This is a genomic window from Enterobacter sp. Acro-832 (genome assembly GCF_011752745.1).
Classification (GTDB): Bacteria; Pseudomonadota; Gammaproteobacteria; order Enterobacterales; family Enterobacteriaceae; genus Enterobacter; species Enterobacter quasiroggenkampii.
The window spans coordinates 115057-135622 of sequence record NZ_VWWX01000006.1 but is presented as its reverse complement, the minus strand read 5'-3'; the positions used below and the strand labels follow the sequence as shown (position 1 = coordinate 135622).

The 20566-nt window shown below is 56.7% G+C and carries 17 protein-coding genes, 1 tRNA gene and 2 pseudogenes; 7 read left to right on the top strand and 13 right to left on the bottom strand.

Features of this window, described 5'->3' with window-relative positions; translation table 11 throughout:
* Positions 1-31: 31 nt before the first annotated feature.
* Positions 32-757 carry a MerR family transcriptional regulator gene (locus F3J31_RS19125; RefSeq protein WP_048030818.1) on the bottom strand — a complete coding sequence of 242 codons (726 nt, stop codon included), beginning with the start codon at positions 755-757 and terminating at the stop codon, positions 32-34.
* Between the two features lie 117 nt (positions 758-874).
* On the opposite strand from F3J31_RS19125, the gene F3J31_RS19120 reads away from it, so the two are divergent.
* The 3 genes from F3J31_RS19120 (at position 875) to F3J31_RS19110 (ending at position 3269) form a co-directional block, all read left to right on the top strand.
* Complete coding sequence (locus tag F3J31_RS19120) at positions 875-1399, top strand: lipocalin family protein (protein ID WP_063622787.1); 525 nt, start codon at positions 875-877, stop codon at positions 1397-1399.
* Between the two features lie 78 nt (positions 1400-1477).
* Positions 1478-2476, top strand: coding sequence for a class I SAM-dependent methyltransferase (locus tag F3J31_RS19115; RefSeq protein ID WP_167214748.1), 999 nt, complete (start codon positions 1478-1480; stop codon positions 2474-2476).
* 355 nt (positions 2477-2831) lie between these two features.
* Positions 2832-3269 carry an acetyltransferase gene (locus F3J31_RS19110; protein ID WP_167214745.1) on the top strand — a complete coding sequence of 146 codons (438 nt, stop codon included), beginning with the start codon at positions 2832-2834 and terminating at the stop codon, positions 3267-3269.
* 29 nt (positions 3270-3298) lie between these two features.
* Here F3J31_RS19110 and F3J31_RS19105 read toward each other — a convergent pair whose 3' ends face one another.
* The 3 genes from F3J31_RS19105 to F3J31_RS19095 form a co-directional block, all read right to left on the bottom strand.
* Entirely contained in the window at positions 3299-3598 is a 300-nt protein-coding gene (locus F3J31_RS19105; protein ID WP_167214742.1) for a helix-turn-helix domain-containing protein, read from the bottom strand.
* Positions 3595-3945, bottom strand: a complete 351-nt coding sequence (locus tag F3J31_RS19100; RefSeq protein WP_167214840.1) for a type II toxin-antitoxin system RelE/ParE family toxin — start codon at positions 3943-3945, stop codon at positions 3595-3597. Before F3J31_RS19100 ends, F3J31_RS19105 begins: the two co-directional genes overlap by 4 nt.
* Positions 3946-4355: 410 nt before the next feature.
* On the bottom strand, positions 4356-4697 hold the full coding sequence (locus tag F3J31_RS19095) for a SymE family type I addiction module toxin (RefSeq protein ID WP_167214739.1): 342 nt from the start codon (positions 4695-4697) through the stop codon (positions 4356-4358).
* Positions 4698-4780: 83 nt separating this feature from the next.
* Here F3J31_RS19095 and F3J31_RS19090 point away from each other — a divergent pair.
* Positions 4781-4976 (top strand): annotated as a pseudogene (locus tag F3J31_RS19090) (hypothetical protein).
* A 5-nt stretch (positions 4977-4981) separates the two neighbouring features.
* Here F3J31_RS19090 and F3J31_RS19085 read toward each other — a convergent pair.
* A pseudogene (locus tag F3J31_RS19085) lies at positions 4982-5590 on the bottom strand (DUF6680 family protein).
* A 98-nt stretch (positions 5591-5688) separates the two neighbouring features.
* Positions 5689-5783 (bottom strand) — tRNA-Sec (locus F3J31_RS19080).
* Between the two features lie 290 nt (positions 5784-6073).
* Between F3J31_RS19080 and F3J31_RS19075 the strand changes: the two genes are divergently transcribed.
* Both F3J31_RS19075 and yicI read left to right on the top strand, forming a co-directional pair.
* Positions 6074-7465: a glycoside-pentoside-hexuronide family transporter gene (locus F3J31_RS19075; RefSeq protein ID WP_063622793.1), complete on the top strand. Its 1392-nt coding sequence runs from the start codon at positions 6074-6076 to the stop codon at positions 7463-7465.
* Positions 7466-7477: 12 nt separating this feature from the next.
* Positions 7478-9796 (top strand): alpha-xylosidase, encoded by a 2319-nt coding sequence (gene yicI, locus F3J31_RS19070; RefSeq protein WP_167214734.1) that lies wholly within the window; start codon positions 7478-7480, stop codon positions 9794-9796.
* Positions 9797-9936: 140 nt separating this feature from the next.
* Here the strand turns inward: yicI and F3J31_RS19065 are convergent, their stop codons facing one another.
* Together F3J31_RS19065 and xanP are read right to left on the bottom strand one after the other, a co-directional pair.
* On the bottom strand, positions 9937-11631 hold the full coding sequence (locus F3J31_RS19065; RefSeq protein WP_167214731.1) for an AsmA family protein: 1695 nt from the start codon (positions 11629-11631) through the stop codon (positions 9937-9939).
* A gap of 119 nt (positions 11632-11750) precedes the next feature.
* The gene (xanP, locus tag F3J31_RS19060; RefSeq protein ID WP_014881972.1) at positions 11751-13142 is read right to left on the bottom strand and encodes a xanthine/proton symporter XanP; all 1392 of its coding nucleotides are present in this window, start codon (positions 13140-13142) and stop codon (positions 11751-11753) included.
* A 225-nt stretch (positions 13143-13367) separates the two neighbouring features.
* Here xanP and gltS point away from each other — a divergent pair, with 225 nt between their 5' ends.
* Entirely contained in the window at positions 13368-14570 is a 1203-nt protein-coding gene (gene gltS / locus F3J31_RS19055) for a sodium/glutamate symporter (protein ID WP_048028149.1), read from the top strand.
* Position 14571: 1 nt separating this feature from the next.
* Here gltS and recG read toward each other — a convergent pair whose 3' ends face one another.
* From recG to gmk, 5 genes are read right to left on the bottom strand one after another with little or no spacing between them, the layout of a single operon-like run.
* Entirely contained in the window at positions 14572-16653 is a 2082-nt protein-coding gene (gene recG, locus F3J31_RS19050; RefSeq protein WP_048028147.1) for an ATP-dependent DNA helicase RecG, read from the bottom strand.
* Positions 16654-16656: 3 nt separating this feature from the next.
* Positions 16657-17346 carry a tRNA (guanosine(18)-2'-O)-methyltransferase TrmH gene (gene trmH / locus F3J31_RS19045; RefSeq protein WP_167214728.1) on the bottom strand — a complete coding sequence of 230 codons (690 nt, stop codon included), beginning with the start codon at positions 17344-17346 and terminating at the stop codon, positions 16657-16659.
* Positions 17347-17350: 4 nt separating this feature from the next.
* Positions 17351-19465: a bifunctional GTP diphosphokinase/guanosine-3',5'-bis pyrophosphate 3'-pyrophosphohydrolase gene (gene spoT, locus F3J31_RS19040; RefSeq protein ID WP_045907920.1), complete on the bottom strand. Its 2115-nt coding sequence runs from the start codon at positions 19463-19465 to the stop codon at positions 17351-17353.
* A 19-nt stretch (positions 19466-19484) separates the two neighbouring features.
* Positions 19485-19760, bottom strand: a complete 276-nt coding sequence (rpoZ, locus tag F3J31_RS19035) for a DNA-directed RNA polymerase subunit omega (RefSeq protein ID WP_000135058.1) — start codon at positions 19758-19760, stop codon at positions 19485-19487.
* Positions 19761-19814: 54 nt separating this feature from the next.
* Entirely contained in the window at positions 19815-20438 is a 624-nt protein-coding gene (gene gmk, locus F3J31_RS19030) for a guanylate kinase (protein WP_010426438.1), read from the bottom strand.
* Between the last annotated feature and the right edge of the window lie 128 nt (positions 20439-20566).

Genomic DNA, 20566 nt, shown 5'->3' with positions numbered 1-20566 from the left:
TTTTCGTGAAGATTCCCGCAGGAGAAAATGATCAGAGGATAATCACTTCAAGCGATACCTGCTGCTGCCACTGCTCCACCTGCTTTTTCCGCGCCGCGGTGAGCTTACCGCTGGTGACCAGAAGCCATTTGCGCTCCGGGAAAATTTCCGGGGCCAGCGCGGCCGGAGGCGAGGGCAAAATGTCGATTCGGTGTCCCTGTCCGGTGCGCGTTAAGGCTTCGAGCCAGATCTCACAGGCGTCGTTCAGGTGCCAGCCGCTGAGCAGAATATTATCGCCCGGCGCTTTTTTATCACCCTCGAGACAAAACGAGGTGTAGGCGATGATGATGCCGTCGAGGATTGCGCGCAGGGTCATGGCGGCGGCCACGTTGGCGGATACCTGGCTGCGCAGCGGGCGCAGCACGTTCGCGACCAGTTCGGGTCTTGGGTACTCGCGTCCGGCGTCGTAAATCATCTGGCGCAGGGACTCGACTTTGCCGTCCTGCAGGCGTTGCAGCATGTTCTGCTGCAGGGTTTGCCAGTTGTTGGTCCGGCCCGGCGTCGGGCGTTCCAGCAGCGGTTTGACCTGGCCGATCGGGACGCCTTTTTTTACCCAGTCGAGGATTTTGAGCGCCTGCTGGACGTCCTCATCGCTGTACTGGCGATGGCCGCCTTCCGTGCGCTGTGGCTTGAGTAAACCATAGCGACGCTGCCACGCCCGCAGGGTGGTGGCGGTGATGCCGCTGAGTCTGGCGAATTCGCCGATGGAGTAAGCCATGTCCGTGTCCAGAGTGGAGGAATACTCTCAATATACTACGAATTTTCCCGAACGGGATGAAGCGCCGAAACGGTGCACTACACTTAACATCCAACCGTGCAAATGAAAGGAATTCTCATGAAGCTATGGCCTGTTGTGACCGGTGTTGCGATTGCTTTGACGCTGGTCGCCTGTAAATCCCCCACGCCGCCGAAAGGCGTTCAGCCTATTACCCACTTTGACGCCAGCCGCTATCTCGGCAAATGGTACGAAGTCGCCCGTCTGGAAAACCGCTTCGAACGCGGGCTGGAGCAGGTGACGGCGACCTACGGCAAGCGCAGCGACGGCGGTATTAGCGTGCTCAACCGGGGCTACGATCCGGTGAAGAACAAGTGGAACGAGAGCGAGGGGAAAGCGTACTTTACCGGCGAACCGACCACGGCCGCGCTGAAGGTCTCCTTCTTCGGCCCGTTCTACGGCGGCTATAACGTGATCAGACTGGATGACAAGTACCAGTACGCGCTGGTCAGCGGCCCAAACCGCGATTACCTGTGGATCCTGTCGCGCACGCCGACCATCCCGGATGCGGTTAAGCAGGATTACCTGAATACCGCGCGCAGTCTGGGCTTCCGGGTTGACCAACTGGTGTGGGTGAAGCAATAAAAATCGTGCTTTCTTCCTGGGGCATTACTGGCTCGCCTGGATAGACTTCCGTTAAAAGCCTAACGGGGAGAAGACGACATGAACTGGCAGCCTTTTCGCGGCGATGCGCCGGAAAATATGACGATTTTCAGCGCGTCATTTCCCGACGTCAGCGACCAGTGGCCGATGAAAGACGATGCTGCCCGGGAGATCGCCTCCCTTGACCGCGCGCTGAAAGCCGAGCCAGCGCTTCGGCCGCCGCGGGTGGTATACGACGAGGGCGGGCAGGCCGTGCTTGTCCCCCAGAACCGCTATTCCGAACAGGCCTTCCGTAACCGCCCGGCCCTCACCGCGTGGCGCACCCGGCTGGTCCCCTCCGCGCTGGCGCTGTTTGTGGTGCAAAACCCGCTGGAAGACCGCCTGCCCGACGGAACAAAAATGGACAGCGACAGCCGCCAGTGGTTTATCCACGCAAATGATGCCATCGGCATGCGTTCCCGCGCCCGGGTGCTGGCCGCGCTGGTGGATAAATACATTCACAATGAGAGCGAGAACAACTGGGTCAGTCTCGCGAGCGGCGCCGCCATCCCGGTGCTGGAGGCGCTGCGTGAAGCAAAGCTCGGCGGCCAGCAGGTCTATCTCACGCTGGTGGACAAAGACCCCGTAGCGCTGAGCTGGGCGGAAACCATGGCGGCGCAGGAAGGCATTGTGGTGGGCGAACAGCTGACGCTGCTCAGGCGCAACCTGCTCCATACGCTGGTGCGTAACGAGGACCTGCTGCTGGAGCTGGGCGAGCATCAGGCCGAACTGGTCGACGCGCTGGGGATTTTCGAATACTTCAACGATACCGATGCGGTGATTTTCCTCCAGCGCGCGCTACGGCTGGTCAAACCCGGCGGGGCGGTGATTGTGTCGAACATGCTCACCAGTAGCCCGCACATTGACTTTGTGCTGCGCGGTATCGGCTGGGAGGATATTCACCCAAGGACGCTGCAGCAGCTGCAGGACATCCACCTCGCGGCGGGCGTGCCGGTGGAAAACGTCACCGTGGTGGTGCCGAAGGACGGGGTGTACGCGGTGATGGAGATTAGGGTTTAGCGCGAGCTGAGTGGGGGGACAAACCGCACAATCGGTTCCCTCTCCCTGAGGGAGAGGGTTAGGGTGAGGGGGAGCAGTCCACTACAATATTCACTGTTCCTCAGTTGTTCGGTTAAACCGAACAACTGCCATGAAAGATTGACTCTTTTCCTTGTTCTCATTCCCTGATGATGATTCTTGCTTGTCATGATCTATCTTCTGCCCAGTTTCCTGAACCAACTTCCGGGCCATTTCACTGATACGCTCTCGGCTTTCAGGTGTACGAGAGTTTAAAACTGCATTTAAGGTCTTCAGTTTATTACCTCCATGCTTCTGGATACTTGATTTAATCGCCACGCTCTATAATGATCCCCCCATGAAAATTGAAACCGCACTCCCCTCACACTTCGAACGTCTGGTTGCGATCTGGGAATCCTCCGTCCGCGCCACCCATCACTTTTTACAGGAAAGCGATATCGCGGCGCTGCGCCCGTTATTGCTTAACGCGTATTTGCCAAACCTCAGCGTTGTGATGGCCCAGGATGACGCAGGCATTATTCACGGCTTTTTAGGCGTGGATGAAAACCGTATTGAAATGCTGTTTGTTGATGATGCGAGCCGGGGGAAAGGCGTCGGGAAATTGCTGCTGCAACACGCCATCGCAGCGTTCGGCGCGAACGAAGTGGATGTGAATGAGCAGAACCCGCAGGGCGTTGAATTTTATCGCCATATGGGGTTTGAGCAGGTCGGACGCTCGGAACAGGACGGGCAGGGGAATCCGTTTCCGTTGCTGCATATGCGGTTGGCTAAGTGAATATTCACTTAACGCAGGAATAACGCTTGTTAGATATGAAATGCAACGCGTTTTCCTGTGGGAAGTTCAACGTCGATACAGAGTTTCCCACCCATTGCCTCGATGTAACGCTTAAGCGTGGCAATTTTTAGTTCATTTCCACGTTGCTCTATCTGAGTTACTGCGGGCTGGCTCACCCCCATCAGGTCAGCAACTTTTTTTTGCGAAAGCCTGAGCTCTTCGCGTAAAAGTTGCAGACCCGTTTCGAGGATCATTTCATCTGCCATCTCTTTAATACGTTGTTGGCTTTCCGGTGAACGTGACGCAATCACTTCATTTAAGGTTTTCACTTGGCTGCCTCTTGGCTTGTCAGATGAAGGGAAAATTCGGCATCTGCGATGCGAATCATTTTTTCATAAAAGGTTTTGTCGTTACTCTTATCGCCCGCGCAAAGCACAATGGCCTGACGTACAGGATCAAATGCGAAGAAAGCACGAACAGGACGACCAGCATATTGAATACGTAATTCTTTCATATACTTATACCGTGAGCCTTTAACCGTATCTGCATAGGGACGAGGAAGACGTGGCCCATAGTGTTGCAGATTTAGCAGGTCTGCCAGTACCTTATCCTGTAATCCTTCTTCTTGTTCAAACAACCACTGCTCGAATACCTTTCCGAACCGAACCGTCCACATGCTTTCGTCCATGATAATCTGTAGCTTATAAAAAGAATATAAGCTGTAGTTAATAAATGCAATGGCAGTCATCGACAGCCAGGCTGTTAGTGGCAGGAGTATGACAAAGAGGGGATTTCAAACGGATCGTGCAATTAAGAAATTGCGAGGCGCTTTCCAGCGTTTTTTCATTCATGCTGGAGAGTGAGGCTGGCGTTCGTTCTGGTAATACTGGGGCGTTTGAGGGTTCCTGTTGGAACTGGGCGCCTCGGGAGAGCGGTACCCGTTATGGTTAACTATTTTTCTGAAAACCTGATGCTTCCCTTCAGGCGAACTATCCGAGATTTCCGGATAGTAGAATGCTAATCATTTTCCCCTGCCGGATAATGGATGACATCATTATCAGTAATGCCACCTCCATATTCTTAACGTTAAGCTCGGTGGTTTGTACTCACGTTTGCGAGCCGCTTTCCAGGGCGCGGAGTTTGAATCGCCGCAAGCGCGTCCTCTATCTCAATGAGCTTTGCCTTCGTCCGTTTATAATCGTCCTGCAACCGCAGGTCTTGCAAGTTATACGCCAGCAGAACGATGCATCCTTTCATGACCTTTACCGTGACCTGCTGTCCGATATCAAAACCTGCAGCGCGCAGCCACTTGCCGGAAAGGATGATTTTCGGCGTGGATTTGTCGAAAACATTCGGGCGGTATCCCACAATTAACGAACGCTCGGTTCCGGATTGGTCGGGGTCTGGGGTAGAATGTGAATCAGCCATAATTAACTTCTTGATAGTTGGTGAGGTTTGACGCTCCGGTTGTGTTCCCGCACATCGAGGCGTTGCTAATACAGGAGGTTTAGGTGACCTTATGTCAATTATATCGCGCGAAAAAAACAAAAGGCGGCGGGCAGTCTCCGCAGTTTAAGATGCGTATTGATCCGGCATTGAAGGAGCAGTTGGATGCTGTGGCGGCTGAGGAAGGGGGGGCTCGCCAGTTGGTTGAAAGAACTGGCGAGGGAGGCGTTACGAGCTAAACGTATTTCACCAAAAGCATGAACATATCAGTGTGATTCTTTATTGAAATCATTTGTATTTTTAGAAACGACCTCATCATCCGGATTGGCCTTATTCAGGGGGGCATTAGTAATAAACATCGGTAAGGCCGTATCGCCAGAGAAAACTTTTTCTAAACCCTTTAAGATATTTGCTTGTGTTGTTTCTAAATCGCCATGAGTAATTGGCCTATAACAGTCTCTTTGTAATTGTACTTTATCAAAATCATAATTCATTGCTTGAGAAAGAGCGTAGAGTAAGTCAGTAAAGAGATCATCGGATTTAGATATCCAAATGTTAATATCAGGGTAGTCTTGTATTTTATTTAGATGGCTGTTATAACTTTTCCAGGCGTGAGTAACAGTTTGTTCTTTCTTGGTTTGATATCTTATTTTTATTATTGGGATTTTTCTTCCATAAAACTCTATATCGATCATATTCAATGCTTGTACATGTTCTCTATGCAATCTTTGAGCTCTGGTAGACATTAGCGTTCTAAAAATAGATAAGCGGCTTTGTTTTCTTTCTCAAAATTGCTCTAATGTTTTTTGTATTTGAACAGCAAGAATAGGACCTATTATAACTGCTGCTGTCATAATTATATCTTTTGATTCCATGCCAAATAATATGTTCATATAACACTTCCCGAGTGATAGTTATAGAAATATTATATGCTTTAAGAATGGATAGTTTAAAATTTAATTATAAGAATTTTTGGCGGAAGATCACAGGAGTCGAACCTGCCCGGGAACGCTGGCGTCCCCAACTGGATTTGAAGTCCAGCCACCTCACCGGAGATGACGATCTTCCGCGCCTGCATTGCTACATGGAGGCGGGGCGCATTATAGCTACTTTCAGGCATTTACCACATACCCCACACCACTTTTTTCACCTCTCTTTTGACCTGTACCCCCCTGTTTCAGTTAATTCCTAAGAAAATCCTCATGTTAGCCCTTTGTGCTCCCCAATATTTACCGCGATCACAAAAAACAAGAAACGTAATCTGCTAACCAGAAAACGCAATACCCGCTCAAGAAACAATGGTTTAAAAACACTGTAACCGGTCTCAGCGCCCCCTATAGCGTGAAGGATAAAAAAAGATGAGCGAAGTTTTGTCAGTAAAAGAGAAGATTGGCTACGGCATGGGAGACGCCGCCAGCCACATCATTTTTGATAACGTCATGTTGTACATGATGTTTTTCTATACCGATATTTTCGGCATTCCCGCCGGATTTGTCGGCACCATGTTCCTGCTGGCGCGCGCGCTGGATGCGATCTCCGACCCGTGCATGGGGCTGATTGCCGACCGCACCCGCAGCCGCTGGGGCAAGTTCCGACCGTGGATTTTGTTCGGCGCGATCCCGTTCGGCATTGTCTGCGTGCTGGCCTACACCACGCCGGACCTCAGCCTCAACGGCAAAATGGTTTATGCCGCCGTGACCTACACGCTGCTGACCCTGCTCTATACCGTAGTCAATATTCCTTACTGCGCGCTGGGCGGCGTGATCACCAGTGACCCGACGCAGCGTATCTCCCTTCAGTCCTGGCGCTTCGTGCTGGCGACGGCGGGCGGCATGCTCTCCACGGTGCTGATGATGCCGCTGGTGAAGCTGATTGGCGGCGACGATAAGGCGTTCGGCTTCCAGGGCGGCATCGCCGTGCTGTCGGTGGTCGCATTCCTGATGCTGGCGTTCTGCTTCTTCACCACCAAAGAGCGCATCCAGGTGCCGCCGAGCACCACCTCCATGCGGGAAGACCTGCGCGATATCTGGCAAAACGACCAGTGGCGCATCGTGGGCGTGCTCACCATCCTCAACATCCTTGCCGTCTGCGTGCGCGGCGGCGCGATGATGTACTACTGCACCTGGATCATGGGCTCGCCGGAAGTGTTCGTCGCGTTCCTCACCACCTACTGCGTCGGCAACCTGATTGGCTCCGCGCTGGCGAAACCGCTCACCGACTGGAAGTGCAAGGTCAGCATCTTCTGGTGGACCAACGCCGCGCTGGCGGTGGTCAGCGTGGCGATGTTCTTCGTGCCGATGCATGCCACCGTGGTGATGTTCGCCTTTATCTTCGTCATTGGCGTGTTGCACCAGCTGGTGACGCCGATCCAGTGGGTCATGATGTCCGATACCGTCGACTACGGTGAATGGACCAACGGCAAGCGCCTGACCGGCATCAGCTTTGCAGGCACGCTGTTCGTGCTGAAGCTGGGTCTGGCGCTGGGGGGGGCGATGATCGGCTGGATGCTGGCAGGCGGCGGCTACGACGCGGCGGCCAAAACCCAGAACAGCGCGACCATCAGCATCATTATCGGCCTGTTTACCCTGGCCCCGGCGGTCTGCTATGTGCTGAGCGCCATCATCGCCAAACGCTACTACACGCTGAAAACCCCCTTCCTGACCAAAATCCTGGGCGAGCTGGCACAGGGCGCGCGCCGTAATCAGCAGGAATTTGAAACCCTGCCGGTCAGCAAAGAATTGCAGAACTAAGAGGATGAAAGCATGAAAATCAGTGATGGAAACTGGCTTATTCAACCGGGCCTGAATGTGACCTATCCGGTTCAGGTGTTCGACGTGGAGCAGCAGGGGAATGACCTGGTGGTGTATGTGGCGCCGCGTGACGTGCGCGAACGCACCTGGCAGCTCGACACGTTGATGTTCACGGTGCGCCTGTTTGCTCCACAGGAAGGGATTGTCGGGGTGCGCATCGAGCACTTCCAGGGCGCGCTGAACAATGGTCCACATTATCCGCTGAACGTCCTGAAAGACGTGAAGGTTGAGATCGAAAACAACGCCGAATTTGCTGAGCTGAAAAGCGGCAGCGTCAGCGTGCGCGTCACCAAAGGCGAGTTCTGGGCGCTGGACTTCCTGCGCAACGGCCAGCGTATTACCGGCAGCCAGTTGAAAAATAACGGCTACGTGCAGGACAGCAATACCCACCGCAATTACGTTTTTGAGCGTCTGGATCTGGGCGTGGGGGAAACGGTCTATGGTCTGGGCGAGCGCTTCACCGCGCTGGTGCGCAACGGCCAGATGGTCGAGACCTGGAACCGCGACGGCGGCACCAGCACCGAGCAGTCCTATAAAAATATCCCGTTCTACCTGACCAACCGCGGCTACGGCGTGCTGGTGAATCACCCGGAAAATGTCTCGTTTGAAGTGGGATCTGAGAAAGTCTCTAAGGTGCAGTTCAGCGTTGAAGGCGAATATCTCGAGTACTTCGTGATCGACGGCCCGACGCCGAAAGAGGTGCTGAACCGCTATACCCGCTTCACCGGGCGTCCGGCGCTGCCGCCTGCCTGGTCGTTCGGCCTGTGGCTCACCACCTCGTTCACCACCAACTACGACGAAGCGACGGTGAACAGCTTTATCGACGGTATGGCCGAGCGCGACCTGCCGCTGCACGTCTTTCACTTCGACTGCTTCTGGATGAAGGCCTTCCAGTGGTGTGACTTCGAGTGGGATCCGGTGACCTTCCCGGACCCTGAAGGAATGATCCGCCGCCTGAAGGAGAAAGGGCTGAAGGTCTGCGTGTGGATTAACCCGTACATTGGCCAGAAGTCGCCGATCTTCCGTGAGCTGAAAGCGAAGGGCTACCTGCTCAAGCGCCCTGACGGCTCCCTGTGGCAGTGGGACAAATGGCAGCCGGGGCTGGCGATTTACGACTTCACCAATCCGGACGCGTGCCGGTGGTATGCCGACAAGCTGAAAGGCCTGGTGGATATCGGCGTCGACTGCTTCAAAACCGACTTCGGCGAGCGTATCCCGACCGACGTCCAGTGGTTTGACGGGTCCGATCCGCAGAAGGTGCACAACCATTACGCCTACATCTATAACGAGCTGGTGTGGAACGTGCTGAAAGAGACGGTGGGGGAAGAAGAGGCGGTGCTGTTTGCCCGCTCCGCGTCCGTGGGGGCACAGCAGTTCCCGGTGCACTGGGGCGGCGACTGCTACGCCAACTACGAATCAATGGCGGAAAGCCTGCGCGGCGGGCTGTCGATTGGCCTGTCCGGCTTCGGTTTCTGGAGCCACGATATCGGCGGGTTCGAAAACACCGCCCCGGCGCACGTCTACAAGCGCTGGTGCGCGTTCGGGCTGTTCTCCAGCCACAGCCGCCTGCACGGCAGCAAATCCTACCGCGTGCCGTGGGCGTACGATGACGAGTCCTGCGACGTGGTGCGCCACTTCACGCAGCTGAAGTGCCAGCTGATGCCGTATCTGTACCGTCAGGCGACGCTGGCCCGCGAGTTCGGCACGCCGATGCTGCGGGCGATGATGCTGGAGTTCCCGGACGATCCGGCGTGCGATTACCTCGACCGTCAGTACATGCTGGGGGATTCGTTAATGGTGGCGCCGGTGTTCTCCGAGGCGGGCGACGTGCAGTTCTACCTGCCGGAAGGGCGCTGGACGCACCTGTGGCACAACGACGAAATCCAGGGCAGCCGCTGGCATAAGCAGCAGCACGATTTCATGAGCCTGCCGGTCTACGTGCGCGACAACACGCTGCTGGCGCTGGGCATTAATAACCAGAAGCCCGACTACGCGTGGCACGAGGGGACGGCCTTCCAGCTGTTTAACCTGGATGATGGCGCAACGGCAGTGAGCGAAGTGCCTTCGGCGGACGGCGCGGTGGCGTTTACGCTGAAGGCATCGCGTCAGGGCGACATCGTGACCTTTACCGGCACGGGAGACGCGCAAAACTGGTCGGTGTGTTTGCGCAACGTGCAGACGGTGAGCGGCGTGAAGGGCGGCTCACAGGCGGGCAGCGAGTGGGGCGTGGTGGTGAAAGCCGAAGGGAATGAGGTGGTGGTTCAGCTCTGAGGTGGAAAATGCCCGGTGGCGGTTCGCTTACCGGGCCTACGGTAATTATGCGCTCTGATGCCCTCATCCTGACCCTCTCCCACAGGGAGAGGGAACCAAAACCTAGTAGGCCGGGTAAGGCGAAGCCGCCACCCGGCTTTTTACTGTGCCGGCGCCACCGCCGACACCACCCCGCCCGTCATCGTCTGCTCTACCTGCTGCTTGTCCATATTCACCGCGCTCAGCTTCCCATTCACCGTTGGCTTCAGCGGCGCACTGGCCTGCACGCTGCCGCTGGCGGTGAGCTGAATATTGCCGTCGCCTGCAATCGGCAGCGCAGGCCAGCCCCACTGCTGCAGCACATTGAGCGGGACGCCGCGCCCGTTCAGGCTCACCGCGGTCTGCCGCTGCGGGAGTTGTGAAACGGTCGCCGTCGCTTCCAGAATGCCTTTTTCGGTAAACGCGCTGAGGTCGGTAATGTTCACCGTGGCGGCGTTGGCATTCAGCGCCAGCGACGGACGACGTACGTCGACGCGGTTAAAGGTCGCTGCCGCGCCGTTCAGGGTCGCGCTGCCGCCCCAGACGCCCCACTGGCGATCTTTCACCAGCTGCAGGTTTGCGCCATAGCCATCCAGAGAAGTGATCTGCCACGGGAAGGCAGGATCGATGTCGATCACCAGGTTGCGGCTCAGGCCGAATTTTTGCAGCGTGACGCTGTTCAGCCATTCCGGTAGAGGCTCCATCCACAGCGTTTTCCAGTTCTGCGGCAGAGTGTATTCCAGCCCGGCGATGGCGACATCGTCCAGCACCAGCGCTTTGCCGTCGCGTAGCCAGTTACCGGACGTGCGCACCATGCCGCCTTCCCAGCGGGAGGTGAACTGACGCAGCGCCATGCCCTGCGGGGAAAACTCCGCATTCAGGATCGGATCAAACAGATGCAGCGAGCCGTAGATAAACTCGCTGGCGTTCATCGACAGACGGCCCTCCTGGCTCTGCCAGTCGCCTTTGCTTAGCGTCAGGTTGCGCAGGCTTAAATCGAGATCGGTCACCGCCCAGTCCGGGCCCTGAAGCCGGGCGTCGGTCACGTCCAGACGACCAATCTGCAGAGAGGGGATAGTGGCCAGCGGCGCGAAGAACGCGGTCAGCGTTTTATCGCTCTGCAGGCGGATTTCGTTCAGGCGCATGGTGTCGATAATCCAGCTCCCGTCGGCGTTGCGCAGAGCGGAGCCGGTGAGTGAGCCGCGGGCCATATCGGCACCAATCGTGTTCAGCACCACCTCCTTGCCGTTAAGCTGGCCCTCGATCAGCACGTTGGTGGCCGGTACGCCGTTCAGAGTCAGCGAGCCTGCGCTCATCTGGATCTGCGCGTGATTACCCAGCACGTTGCCCGCTTCCGGCTGCCATGGGCTGACGCCGCCCGTCACCTTCTGCGCGCTCAGATCCCATTCGGTATTCGGGCTGTTGAACGCCATGTTGTTCAACTGCAGACGATCGGCCTGGAAAGGCAGCAGCGCGGTCTGCGGGGAGAGATTAAGCGTGCCGTCGAACAGGGTGATGGTGTCCAAGTGCAGCGGATCGGTTATCTGGCGGCTACTCAGGCCGATATCCACTTTTTTGGCTACCAGGGTGGCGGGTTTTCCGTCCCGACCGAAGGTAACGTTTTCCAGAATGAGGTGGGAAGGCGACGAAAAGCGGTGATTCATCTTGTCGAAACTGAGTTCGTAATCGGTATTCACCGTTACCCAGCTGCTGACCTGAGCCGCACCCCAGCGGGTCTGGAGCAGAATATAGAGCGCCAGCATCACAATCAGCAGGGCTACTAGAAGATAGACGAGTAGCTTTCCAATAAATTTCATGGTCTTCCATCCCGCAAAACGCACATAAGGGAGTTATGCACGATTTATGCGCAATCCTCAAGGCGGGAATGGTGTAATTAGATGTCACGGCAGGCATTGACTGCCTGCCGTGAGAGAAATCAGTTTTTCTCAGGCGGGAAAACGAGGTTCAGCACGATAGCGGTGATACCGCCTGCGGCAATGCCGGAAGAGAGCAGGTTTTTCACCCAGTCCGGGGCAAACTGCAGGATCAGCGGCTGCTGAGAAACGCCCAGACCGACGGCCAGCGACAGCGCGATAATCATGATCGCGCGGCGGTTCAGCGGCTCGCGGGAGACGATACGCACGCCGGAGGCCGCGATCGTCCCGAACATCACCAGCGTTGCGCCGCCCAGCACCGGCTCCGGAATGTGCTGTACAAAGCCGCTCACCGCCGGGAACAGGCCGAGGACGATCAGCATCAGCGCCACCACGAAGCCAACGTAGCGGCTGGCCACGCCGGTCAGCTGGATCACGCCGTTGTTCTGACCGAAGCAGGAGTTCGGGAAGGTGTTGAAGACCGCAGAGACAAACGAATTCAGACCGTTTGCCAGCACGCCGCCTTTCAGGCGCTTCATGTACAGCGGGCCGGAAACGGGCTGCTCGGAGACGTCGGAGGTGGCGGTGATGTCGCCGATGGTCTCCAGAGAGGTGATCATAAAGACCAGCATCAGCGGCAGGAGCAGGCCCCAGTCAATGCCCAGACCGTAGTACAGCGGCGTGGGGACGGTGATCAGCGCGCTGTTGGTCGGCGCGGTGTTTTCCGGCAGCATACCCAGCGCCCAGGCCAGCAGGTAACCCGCCGCCATGGCAATCACCAGCGAGGCGACGCGCAGGTAAGGGTTACGCTGACGGTTAAGCAGAATAATGATGGCCAGCACGACGCCTGCCAGCAGCAGGTTTTTTGGCGCGCCGAAGGTGTGGTCGCTCATCGCGGCATAGCCGCCACCGATGGAGGTAAGGCCCACCTGAATCAGCGACAGGCCGATAATCATCACGACGACGCCGGAAACCAGCGGGGTGATAACGCGACGAGCCAGATGCAGAACGCGGGAGATCACCATCTCCGTACAGCTGGCCAGCATCAGGGTGCCGAACAGCGCCGCCATCATGGTCGGGACATCCGCGCCGCCGGTTTTCAGGGCCGTACCGCCCATGATCAGGGGAGCCACGAAGTTAAAGCTGGTGCCCTGAATCGACAATAATCCCGACCCCACCGGACCCCACGCTTTAATTTGAATAATCGAGGCCACGCCAGAGGCGAAAAGAGACATGCTGATAATGTGCTGCGTGTCCTGCGCCGGTAAGCCGAGCGCCTGGCAAATCAGCAGCGCCGGGGTGATCACCGCAACAAACATCGCCAGAAGATGCTGGCAGGCGGCGAAAAGCGTCTGCGGCAGCGGCGGGCGATCTTCAAGGCGGTAAATCAGTTCGCTATTTTGCTTCTGCGCAATCGGTTGCGCATCAGGCGACTCTATGGTGTTAACGGACATCGGCAGCAATCCCACGGTGGAAAAGCGGGCATTTTATCTGACCACCTGGTAAAAGCAAACGATTGCCAGCAAAAAAAGGCAAGAAAATCTGCCGCTGTGAGCAGGTTTTCTACAACGCATCGGGAAAAAAAATTACACTTTTTGCGCCGGGGGCTCATGAAGAGCGCAAACCGGCCCAGGATAACGCCGCGTGTGTAGGGAACACGCGCAAAAAAGGAGCCTTCTATGATTCATCTCGATACGTTGTCGACCCTTGTTGCCGCAACGCTGGTCTTACTGCTTGGTCGTAAGCTGGTACATAGCGTTTCCCTTCTGAAGAAATACACCATTCCTGAACCTGTTGCCGGTGGTCTGCTGGTGGCGCTGGCCCTGCTGGTGCTGAAAAAAAGCATGGGCTGGGAAATTGATTTTGATATGTCCCTGAAAGACCCGCTGATGCTGGCCTTCTTTGCCACCATCGGCCTGAACGCCAACCTGGCGAGCCTGCGGGCGGGCGGTAAGGTGCTCGGTGTATTTTTGATTGTGGTGGTGGGGCTGCTGCTGATGCAAAACGCCATTGGTATCGGGATGGCGTCGCTGCTGGGACTGGATCCGCTGATGGGGTTGCTGGCAGGGTCGATTACCCTGTCAGGCGGCCACGGTACCGGGGCCGCGTGGAGCAAGTTGTTTATCGAGCGCTACGGGTTTGAAAACGCGACGGAAGTGGCGATGGCCTGCGCGACCTTTGGTCTGGTGCTGGGTGGCCTGATTGGCGGCCCGGTGGCTCGCTATCTGGTGAAGCACTCCACCACGCCGGACGGCAGGCCGGACGATGAGCTGGTGCCCACAGCATTCGAAAAGCCGGACGTCGGGCGCAGTATTACCTCGCTGGTGCTGATTGAAACCATCGCGATGATCGCCATCTGCCTGACCGTGGGCAAAGTGGTTGCGCAATGGCTGGCGGGCTCAGCGTTTGAGCTGCCAACGTTTGTCTGCGTGCTGTTTATCGGGGTGATCCTGAGCAACGGTCTGGCGCTAATGGGCTTCTACCGCGTATTTGAACGGGCGGTGTCGGTGCTCGGCAACGTCTGCCTGTCGCTGTTCCTGGCGATGGCGCTGATGAGCCTCAAGCTGTGGGAGCTGGCCTCGCTGGCGCTGCCAATGGTGGCGATTCTGGCGGTGCAGACCCTGTTTATGGCGCTGTACGCCATGTTTGTCACCTGGCGGATGATGGGCAAAAACTATGATGCGGCGGTGCTGGCGGCGGGTCACTGCGGGTTTGGTCTGGGGGCCACCCCAACGGCTATCGCCAACATGCAGGCGATCACCGAACGCTTCGGGCCATCGCACATGGCGTTTCTGGTGGTCCCGATGGTCGGGGCGTTCTTTATTGATATCGTCAACGCGCTGGTGATTAAGCTGTACCTGATGCTGCCGATGTTTGCCTGAATCAGGCGTTGGAATAGCGTTCGGTTTCCGGCATCCAGCGCTCAATTAACGCTGCCGCCTGTTCTGGGTAGCGTTCATGAATGTGGCGGGCGAGGCGCTGAACCTCGGGGATCATGGCCTGATCGCGCAGCAAATCCGCGACTTTGAATTCCGCGTTCCCCGTCTGACGCGTGCCCAGCAGTTCACCGGGGCCGCGGATCTCAAGGTCTTTTTGCGCAATCACAAAACCGTCGTTACTGTCGCGCAGCACCTGCAAACGCATCTGGGCGGTTTTCGAGAGCGGGGCTTTGTAGAGCAGGACGCAGTGGGACGCTACCGCGCCACGGCCAACGCGTCCGCGCAGCTGGTGGAGCTGGGCCAGGCCCAGGCGTTCCGGGTTTTCGATAATCATCAGGCTAGAATTCGGGACGTCCACGCCCACTTCAATGACCGTCGTGGCGACCAGCAAATGCAGCTCGCCCTGCTTAAACGACTGCATCACCGCCTGCTTTTCGGCAGGCTTCATGCGTCCGTGAACCAGGCCCACGTTCAGCTCCGGCAGTGCCAGCTTAAGCTCTTCCCACGTGGCTTCGGCAGCCTGCGCTTCCAGCAGTTCCGACTCTTCTATCAGCGTACAAACCCAGTAGGCCTGACGCCCTTCGTGGGTGCAGGCGTTGCGCACGCGATCGATGATATCGCTGCGACGCGTGTCAGGAATGGCAACCGTTGTGACCGGCGTACGGCCAGGGGGGAGTTCGTCGATGGTGGAGGTATCCAGATCGGCGTAAGCCGTCATCGCCAGGGTGCGCGGGATCGGCGTGGCGGTCATGATCAGCTGATGCGGGTGGAAGCCCTGCTGCAGTCCCTTTTCCCACAGCGCCAGACGTTGATGCACGCCGAAGCGGTGCTGTTCATCGATAATCACCAGCGCAAGGCCGTTGAACTGCACCTGCTCCTGGAAGATAGCGTGCGTGCCGACAATCATCTGCACCTGCCCGCTGGCGATGGCCTCCTGTTGCGCAAGACGCGCTTTGCCTTTTTGCTTTCCGGCAAGCCAGCCGACTTCAATCCCGAGCGGTGCAAACCAGGCGCGGAAATTATTGGCGTGTTGTTCAGCCAGCAGTTCGGTTGGTGCCATCAGCGCGACCTGTTTGCCGTGGGCAATTGCGCGCAGGGCGGCCAGCGCGGCAACCAGCGTTTTACCGGACCCTACGTCGCCCTGCACCAGGCGCATCATCGGCACGTCGAGCGCCATATCGCGTTCAATCTCGGCGGTGACGCGCGCCTGTGCGCCGGTGGGTTTAAACGGCAGGGAGGCCAGCAGCTTATCTTTGAGCTCATCACGCGGGCTTAATGGCTGGGCATGGAAACGCTGCGCGCCGGCGCGGAGCGCCAGCATGCTCAGGTTATGGGCCAGTAATTCCTCAAGGATAAGACGCTGTTGAGCGGGGTGTTTGCCGCTTTCTAAGTCGCTGAGCTGCAGCGTTGGCGGCGGGCGGTGCAGGGTACGCAGCGCCTCGGGCAGGCTCATCATGCCCTGTGCCAGCTCGGGCGGCAGCAGCTCGGTAATGGCGCAGGTATCCAGCAGCTCCAGCGCCTGATCGGTGAGCTTACGTAGCGTCGCCTGCTTGATGCCTTCGGTCGTCGGGTAAACCGGGGTGAGCGTCTCCTGCATCTCTGGCGTGCTGAGATCGCCCTGCACGCGGTACTCGGGGTGGATCATCTCTGCGCCGTACTTCCCGCGTTTGGCTTCGCCATAGGCCAGCACCCTGCGGCCTGTCGCCAGGCTGTTTTTCATCGCCGCGCTGAAGTTGAAGAAACGCATGGTGAGAATGCCGGTGCCGTCGCTGATCTGACAGGTCATCATCCGGCGTCCGCCGAAGGTGATGTTGCAGTTCAGAACTTCGCCTTCAACGGTGGCGTAAATGGCGGGAAGGAGATCGCCGATCTTGTAAAGCTGGGTGCGGTCTTCGTAACGCAGGGGGAGGTGAAGCAGGAGATCCTGCACCGTGTGCAGGCCAATTTTAGCCAGCTTATTGCTTTGCGCCGCGCCCACGCCCGTCAGGCTGTTGAGCGGGATGGCATCCAGCAGGCGGCCTTTCATCGGTTACCCGGCGTACTGCATGGTGGCCCACCACTCGGCATCGGCTTCAATTTCGCCCTGCGCGTTGACGTGGGGGTAAGGCAATTTTTTCTGCTTCGCAACGCGAGCCAGCACCGGATAGCCACCTTCAAACAGCAGGCGCTGCTGTTCCTCTTCCGGCAGCATGCTGTTGCTGCGCTCGTACATGCCGGCGTTCTGACGCTGGCGCTGCGCTTCATACAGAATGAGCGCGGAGGCCACGGAGACGTTGAGTGACTGGACCATGCCAATCATCGGAATGATGATGTCCCGATCCGCCAGATCCAGCGCTTCCTGGGTGATCCCGGTTTTCTCCTGGCCCATCAAAATGCAGGTCGGGCGGGTGTAGTCGATATCGCGGAAATCCACGGCCTTAGCGGACAGGTTAGTGGCAAGGATCTGCATACCGCGCCCTTTCAGGTGCGATACGGCTTCGCCAATCGTCTGGTGAGATTTGACGGAAACCCAGCTGTTACTGCCTGCCGCGGCAGAGACCATGGTTCGCATCCGGTGACCCGGCCAGACGGCGTGCACTTCATGCACACCGACGGCATCGGCGGTACGAACGATAGCAGAGACGTTATGCGGTTTATGGACCTGCTCCATGCAGACCGTCAGGTCAGGCTGACGCCTGGCGAGCATTTCGCATATCCGCGCGTAACGTTGTGAATTCATGCCGCTAGTTTCGGTTACGGGTGACTTTAATCACGTCCGGCATGACGCGGATCTTGCGCATAATATTCGCCAGATGCACGCGGTCGCGGGCGGTCAGACGAATAAAGGCGCTGTACACGCGGCCATCTTTTTCTTCCGTATTCAGGCTTTGAATATTGGAAGACGCCGTGTTGATCGCTGCCGTCAGGTTCGCCAGGGCACCCTGATGGTTGAACATATCCACCTTAATTTCGGTGATAAATTCCTGCGCGGTCTCTTTATCCCATTCGACCGCCATAAACTTCTCGGCCTCTTTCTGGTAGCCGCGGATGTTACGACAGGATTCATGGTGGATAACCAGCCCTTTACCCGGGCTGACGTGCGCAATAATCGGGTCGCCAGGAATTGGACGGCAACATTTTGCGAAGGTGATCAGCACCCCGTCCGCGCCTTTAATCGGCAGATGTCCGTGGCCTGGCGTAGCTGCAGGCACGGCTGTCGTGTCGCCTTGCTGCAGGTTCTTCGCCACCACCACGCTCATGGCGTTGCCGAGGCCAATCTCTGCCAGCAGGTCATCAAGCGACGCGAGCTTCATGCGCTCCAGTTCACGCTGGACGTTCTCCTGCGGGATTTCAGCCAGCTTGCGACTGCCGCCCAACGCGTGGTTGAGAAGACGACGCCCAAGGCTGACGGAATCATCACGCTTGAGGTTTTTCAGCAGTTGGCGAATTTTGGCGCGTGCTTTAGAACTCACGACAAAGTTCAGCCAGGCCGCGTTTGGACGTGCGCCCGGCGCGGTAATGATTTCCACCGTCTGGCCGCTGGAGAGCGGCTGAGACAGCGGGTAAGGCTGTCTGTCGACGCGCGCGCCCACGCAGGCATGGCCGATATCGGTATGCACGGCGTAAGCGAAGTCGACCGGTGTTGCGCCCGCAGGCAGTTCGACAATGCGGCCTTCTGGGGTGAAAACGTAAATCTCATCCGGGAAGAGATCGGATTTCACGCTCTCGATAAATTCAAACGAGCTACCCGCACTCTGCTGAAGTTCCAGCAGGCTCTGCATCCAGCGCTGGGCGCGGATTTGTGCGGTCGTGCTGCTTTCGCCACCGTGCTCTTTATAGGCCCAGTGCGCGGCCACACCCATCTCTGCCATCTGGTCCATGTCTTCGGTACGAATTTGCACCTCAACAGGCACGCCGTGCGGCCCGATCATCGAGGTGTGCAAAGATTGATAGCCGTTCGCTTTTGGAATGGCGATGTAATCTTTCATCCGTCCTGGACGCGGTTTATAGAGGCTGTGCATCTGCCCCAGCACGCGATAACAGGTATCTGAATCGTGGACAATCACGCGGAAGGCGTAGATATCCATGATCGAGTGAAAACGTTGCTCTTTGAGCACCATTTTGCAGTAGATGGAGTACAGGTGTTTTTCGCGACCGCTGACGCGGCACGGGATCCCCGCTTCCTGCAAACGCCCTTCGATTTCAGAGAGGATCTTTTGAATCATCTCTTTACGGTTGCCGCGTGCGGCTTTCACCACCTCTTTAATCACGCGATAGCGGTTCGGGTACAACGCTTCAAAACCCAGCTCTTCCAGCTCGGTTTTAATGTGGTGAATACCTAAACGGTGCGCCAGCGGACTGTAGATTTCGAGGGTTTCACGGGCAATGCGGCGACGTTTATCCGGGCGAAGTGAGCCCAGCGTGCGCATGTTGTGGGTGCGGTCAGCGAGTTTGATGAGAATGACGCGGATATCCTGCACCATCGCCATAATCATCTTGCGGAAGTTTTCGGCTTGCGCCTCTTTCTTGTCGCGGAAATTCAGCTTATCAAGCTTAGAGACCCCTTCCACCAGTTCGGCAACGCTTTTGCCAAACAGCTGTTCCATGTCCTGGTAAGTGGCAGGGGTATCTTCAATCACGTCGTGCAGCAGCGCGGCCATCAGCGTTTCGTAGTCGAGTTTCATCTCGGCCAGAATACAGGCCACCGCTACCGGGTGCGTGATGTAGGGTTCACCGCTTGAACGTGTCTGGCCCTCGTGAGCGTCACGTGCAACGAGATACGCCTGCTGAAGACGCTTAATCTGGTCTTCAGGCAGGTAGGTTTGAATCAGTTGATTCAGGCTTTCAAACAGATACAAGGGCGACCCGCAGGTTTAATTAACGACGACCTTCAGCAATAGCGGTTACGGCCTGCAGTTCTGCGGCTTCCTGCTCTTGCTGCTCCTGGCGCTCACGCACATCGAGGATCTGGTTGTTGATCAGACCTTCTTCGATTTCGCGAAGTGCAATAACGGTGGTTTTATCGTTTTCTTCCGGTACCAGCGGATCTTTACCGCCTACCTGCATCTGACGAGCGCGACGCGCGGCGACCAGCACCAGGTCAAAACGGTTACCAATTTTCTCTACAGCGTCCTGAACAGTTACGCGTGCCATACTTAAAATGCTCCACAGGTGAAGAAATGACTGGGCATGATACTGAAAGTGGGTTCAGTCTGCCAACAGTTTGGTGATTAATGCGTCATGTCGCTGCTTCTGGCGGCTCATACGCAGACGTTCTGCACGAAGAATGGTTTTGAGATCGCTCAGCGCGGCATCAAAATCATCATTCACAATAAGGTAATCATATTCCGCGTAATGGCTCATTTCTGCAACAGCCTGTTCCATACGCTTTGCGATGACTTCTTCGCTGTCCTGACCGCGGCCACGCAGGCGGCGATCCAGCTCATCTTTCGATGGCGGTAAAATAAAGATACTGCGCGAGTCAGGCATTTTCTTGCGAATTTGCTGTGCACCCTGCCAGTCGATATCCAGGAACACATTCACGCCCGTGGCCAGAACCTGCTCAATGGTTTCACGCGAGGTACCGTAGTAATTACCGAATACTTCAGCGTGTTCAAGAAACGCATCTCTGCCGATCATCGCTCTGAACTCGTCGTGATCCACAAAGAAATAGTGTTCACCGTGCACTTCACCCGGACGCGGCGCTCGCGTGGTGTGAGAAACAGAAACCTGTGTGTCGTACAGCGGTTGGGTTTTTAACAGTGCCTGAATAAGGCTGGATTTACCCGCGCCACTAGGGGCAGAAACAATATAAAGCGTGCCTTGAGCCATGAGAGTCTTTTGTATGTGTTAACGAAGAAGTCCTACATACGGGCTTATTATACACGTCACTGCCGTGTGACGTAGCCTTTGTCACACTTTTTCCCCCGGATTATTGAATTTTGCGTGCCGTTTTCAGG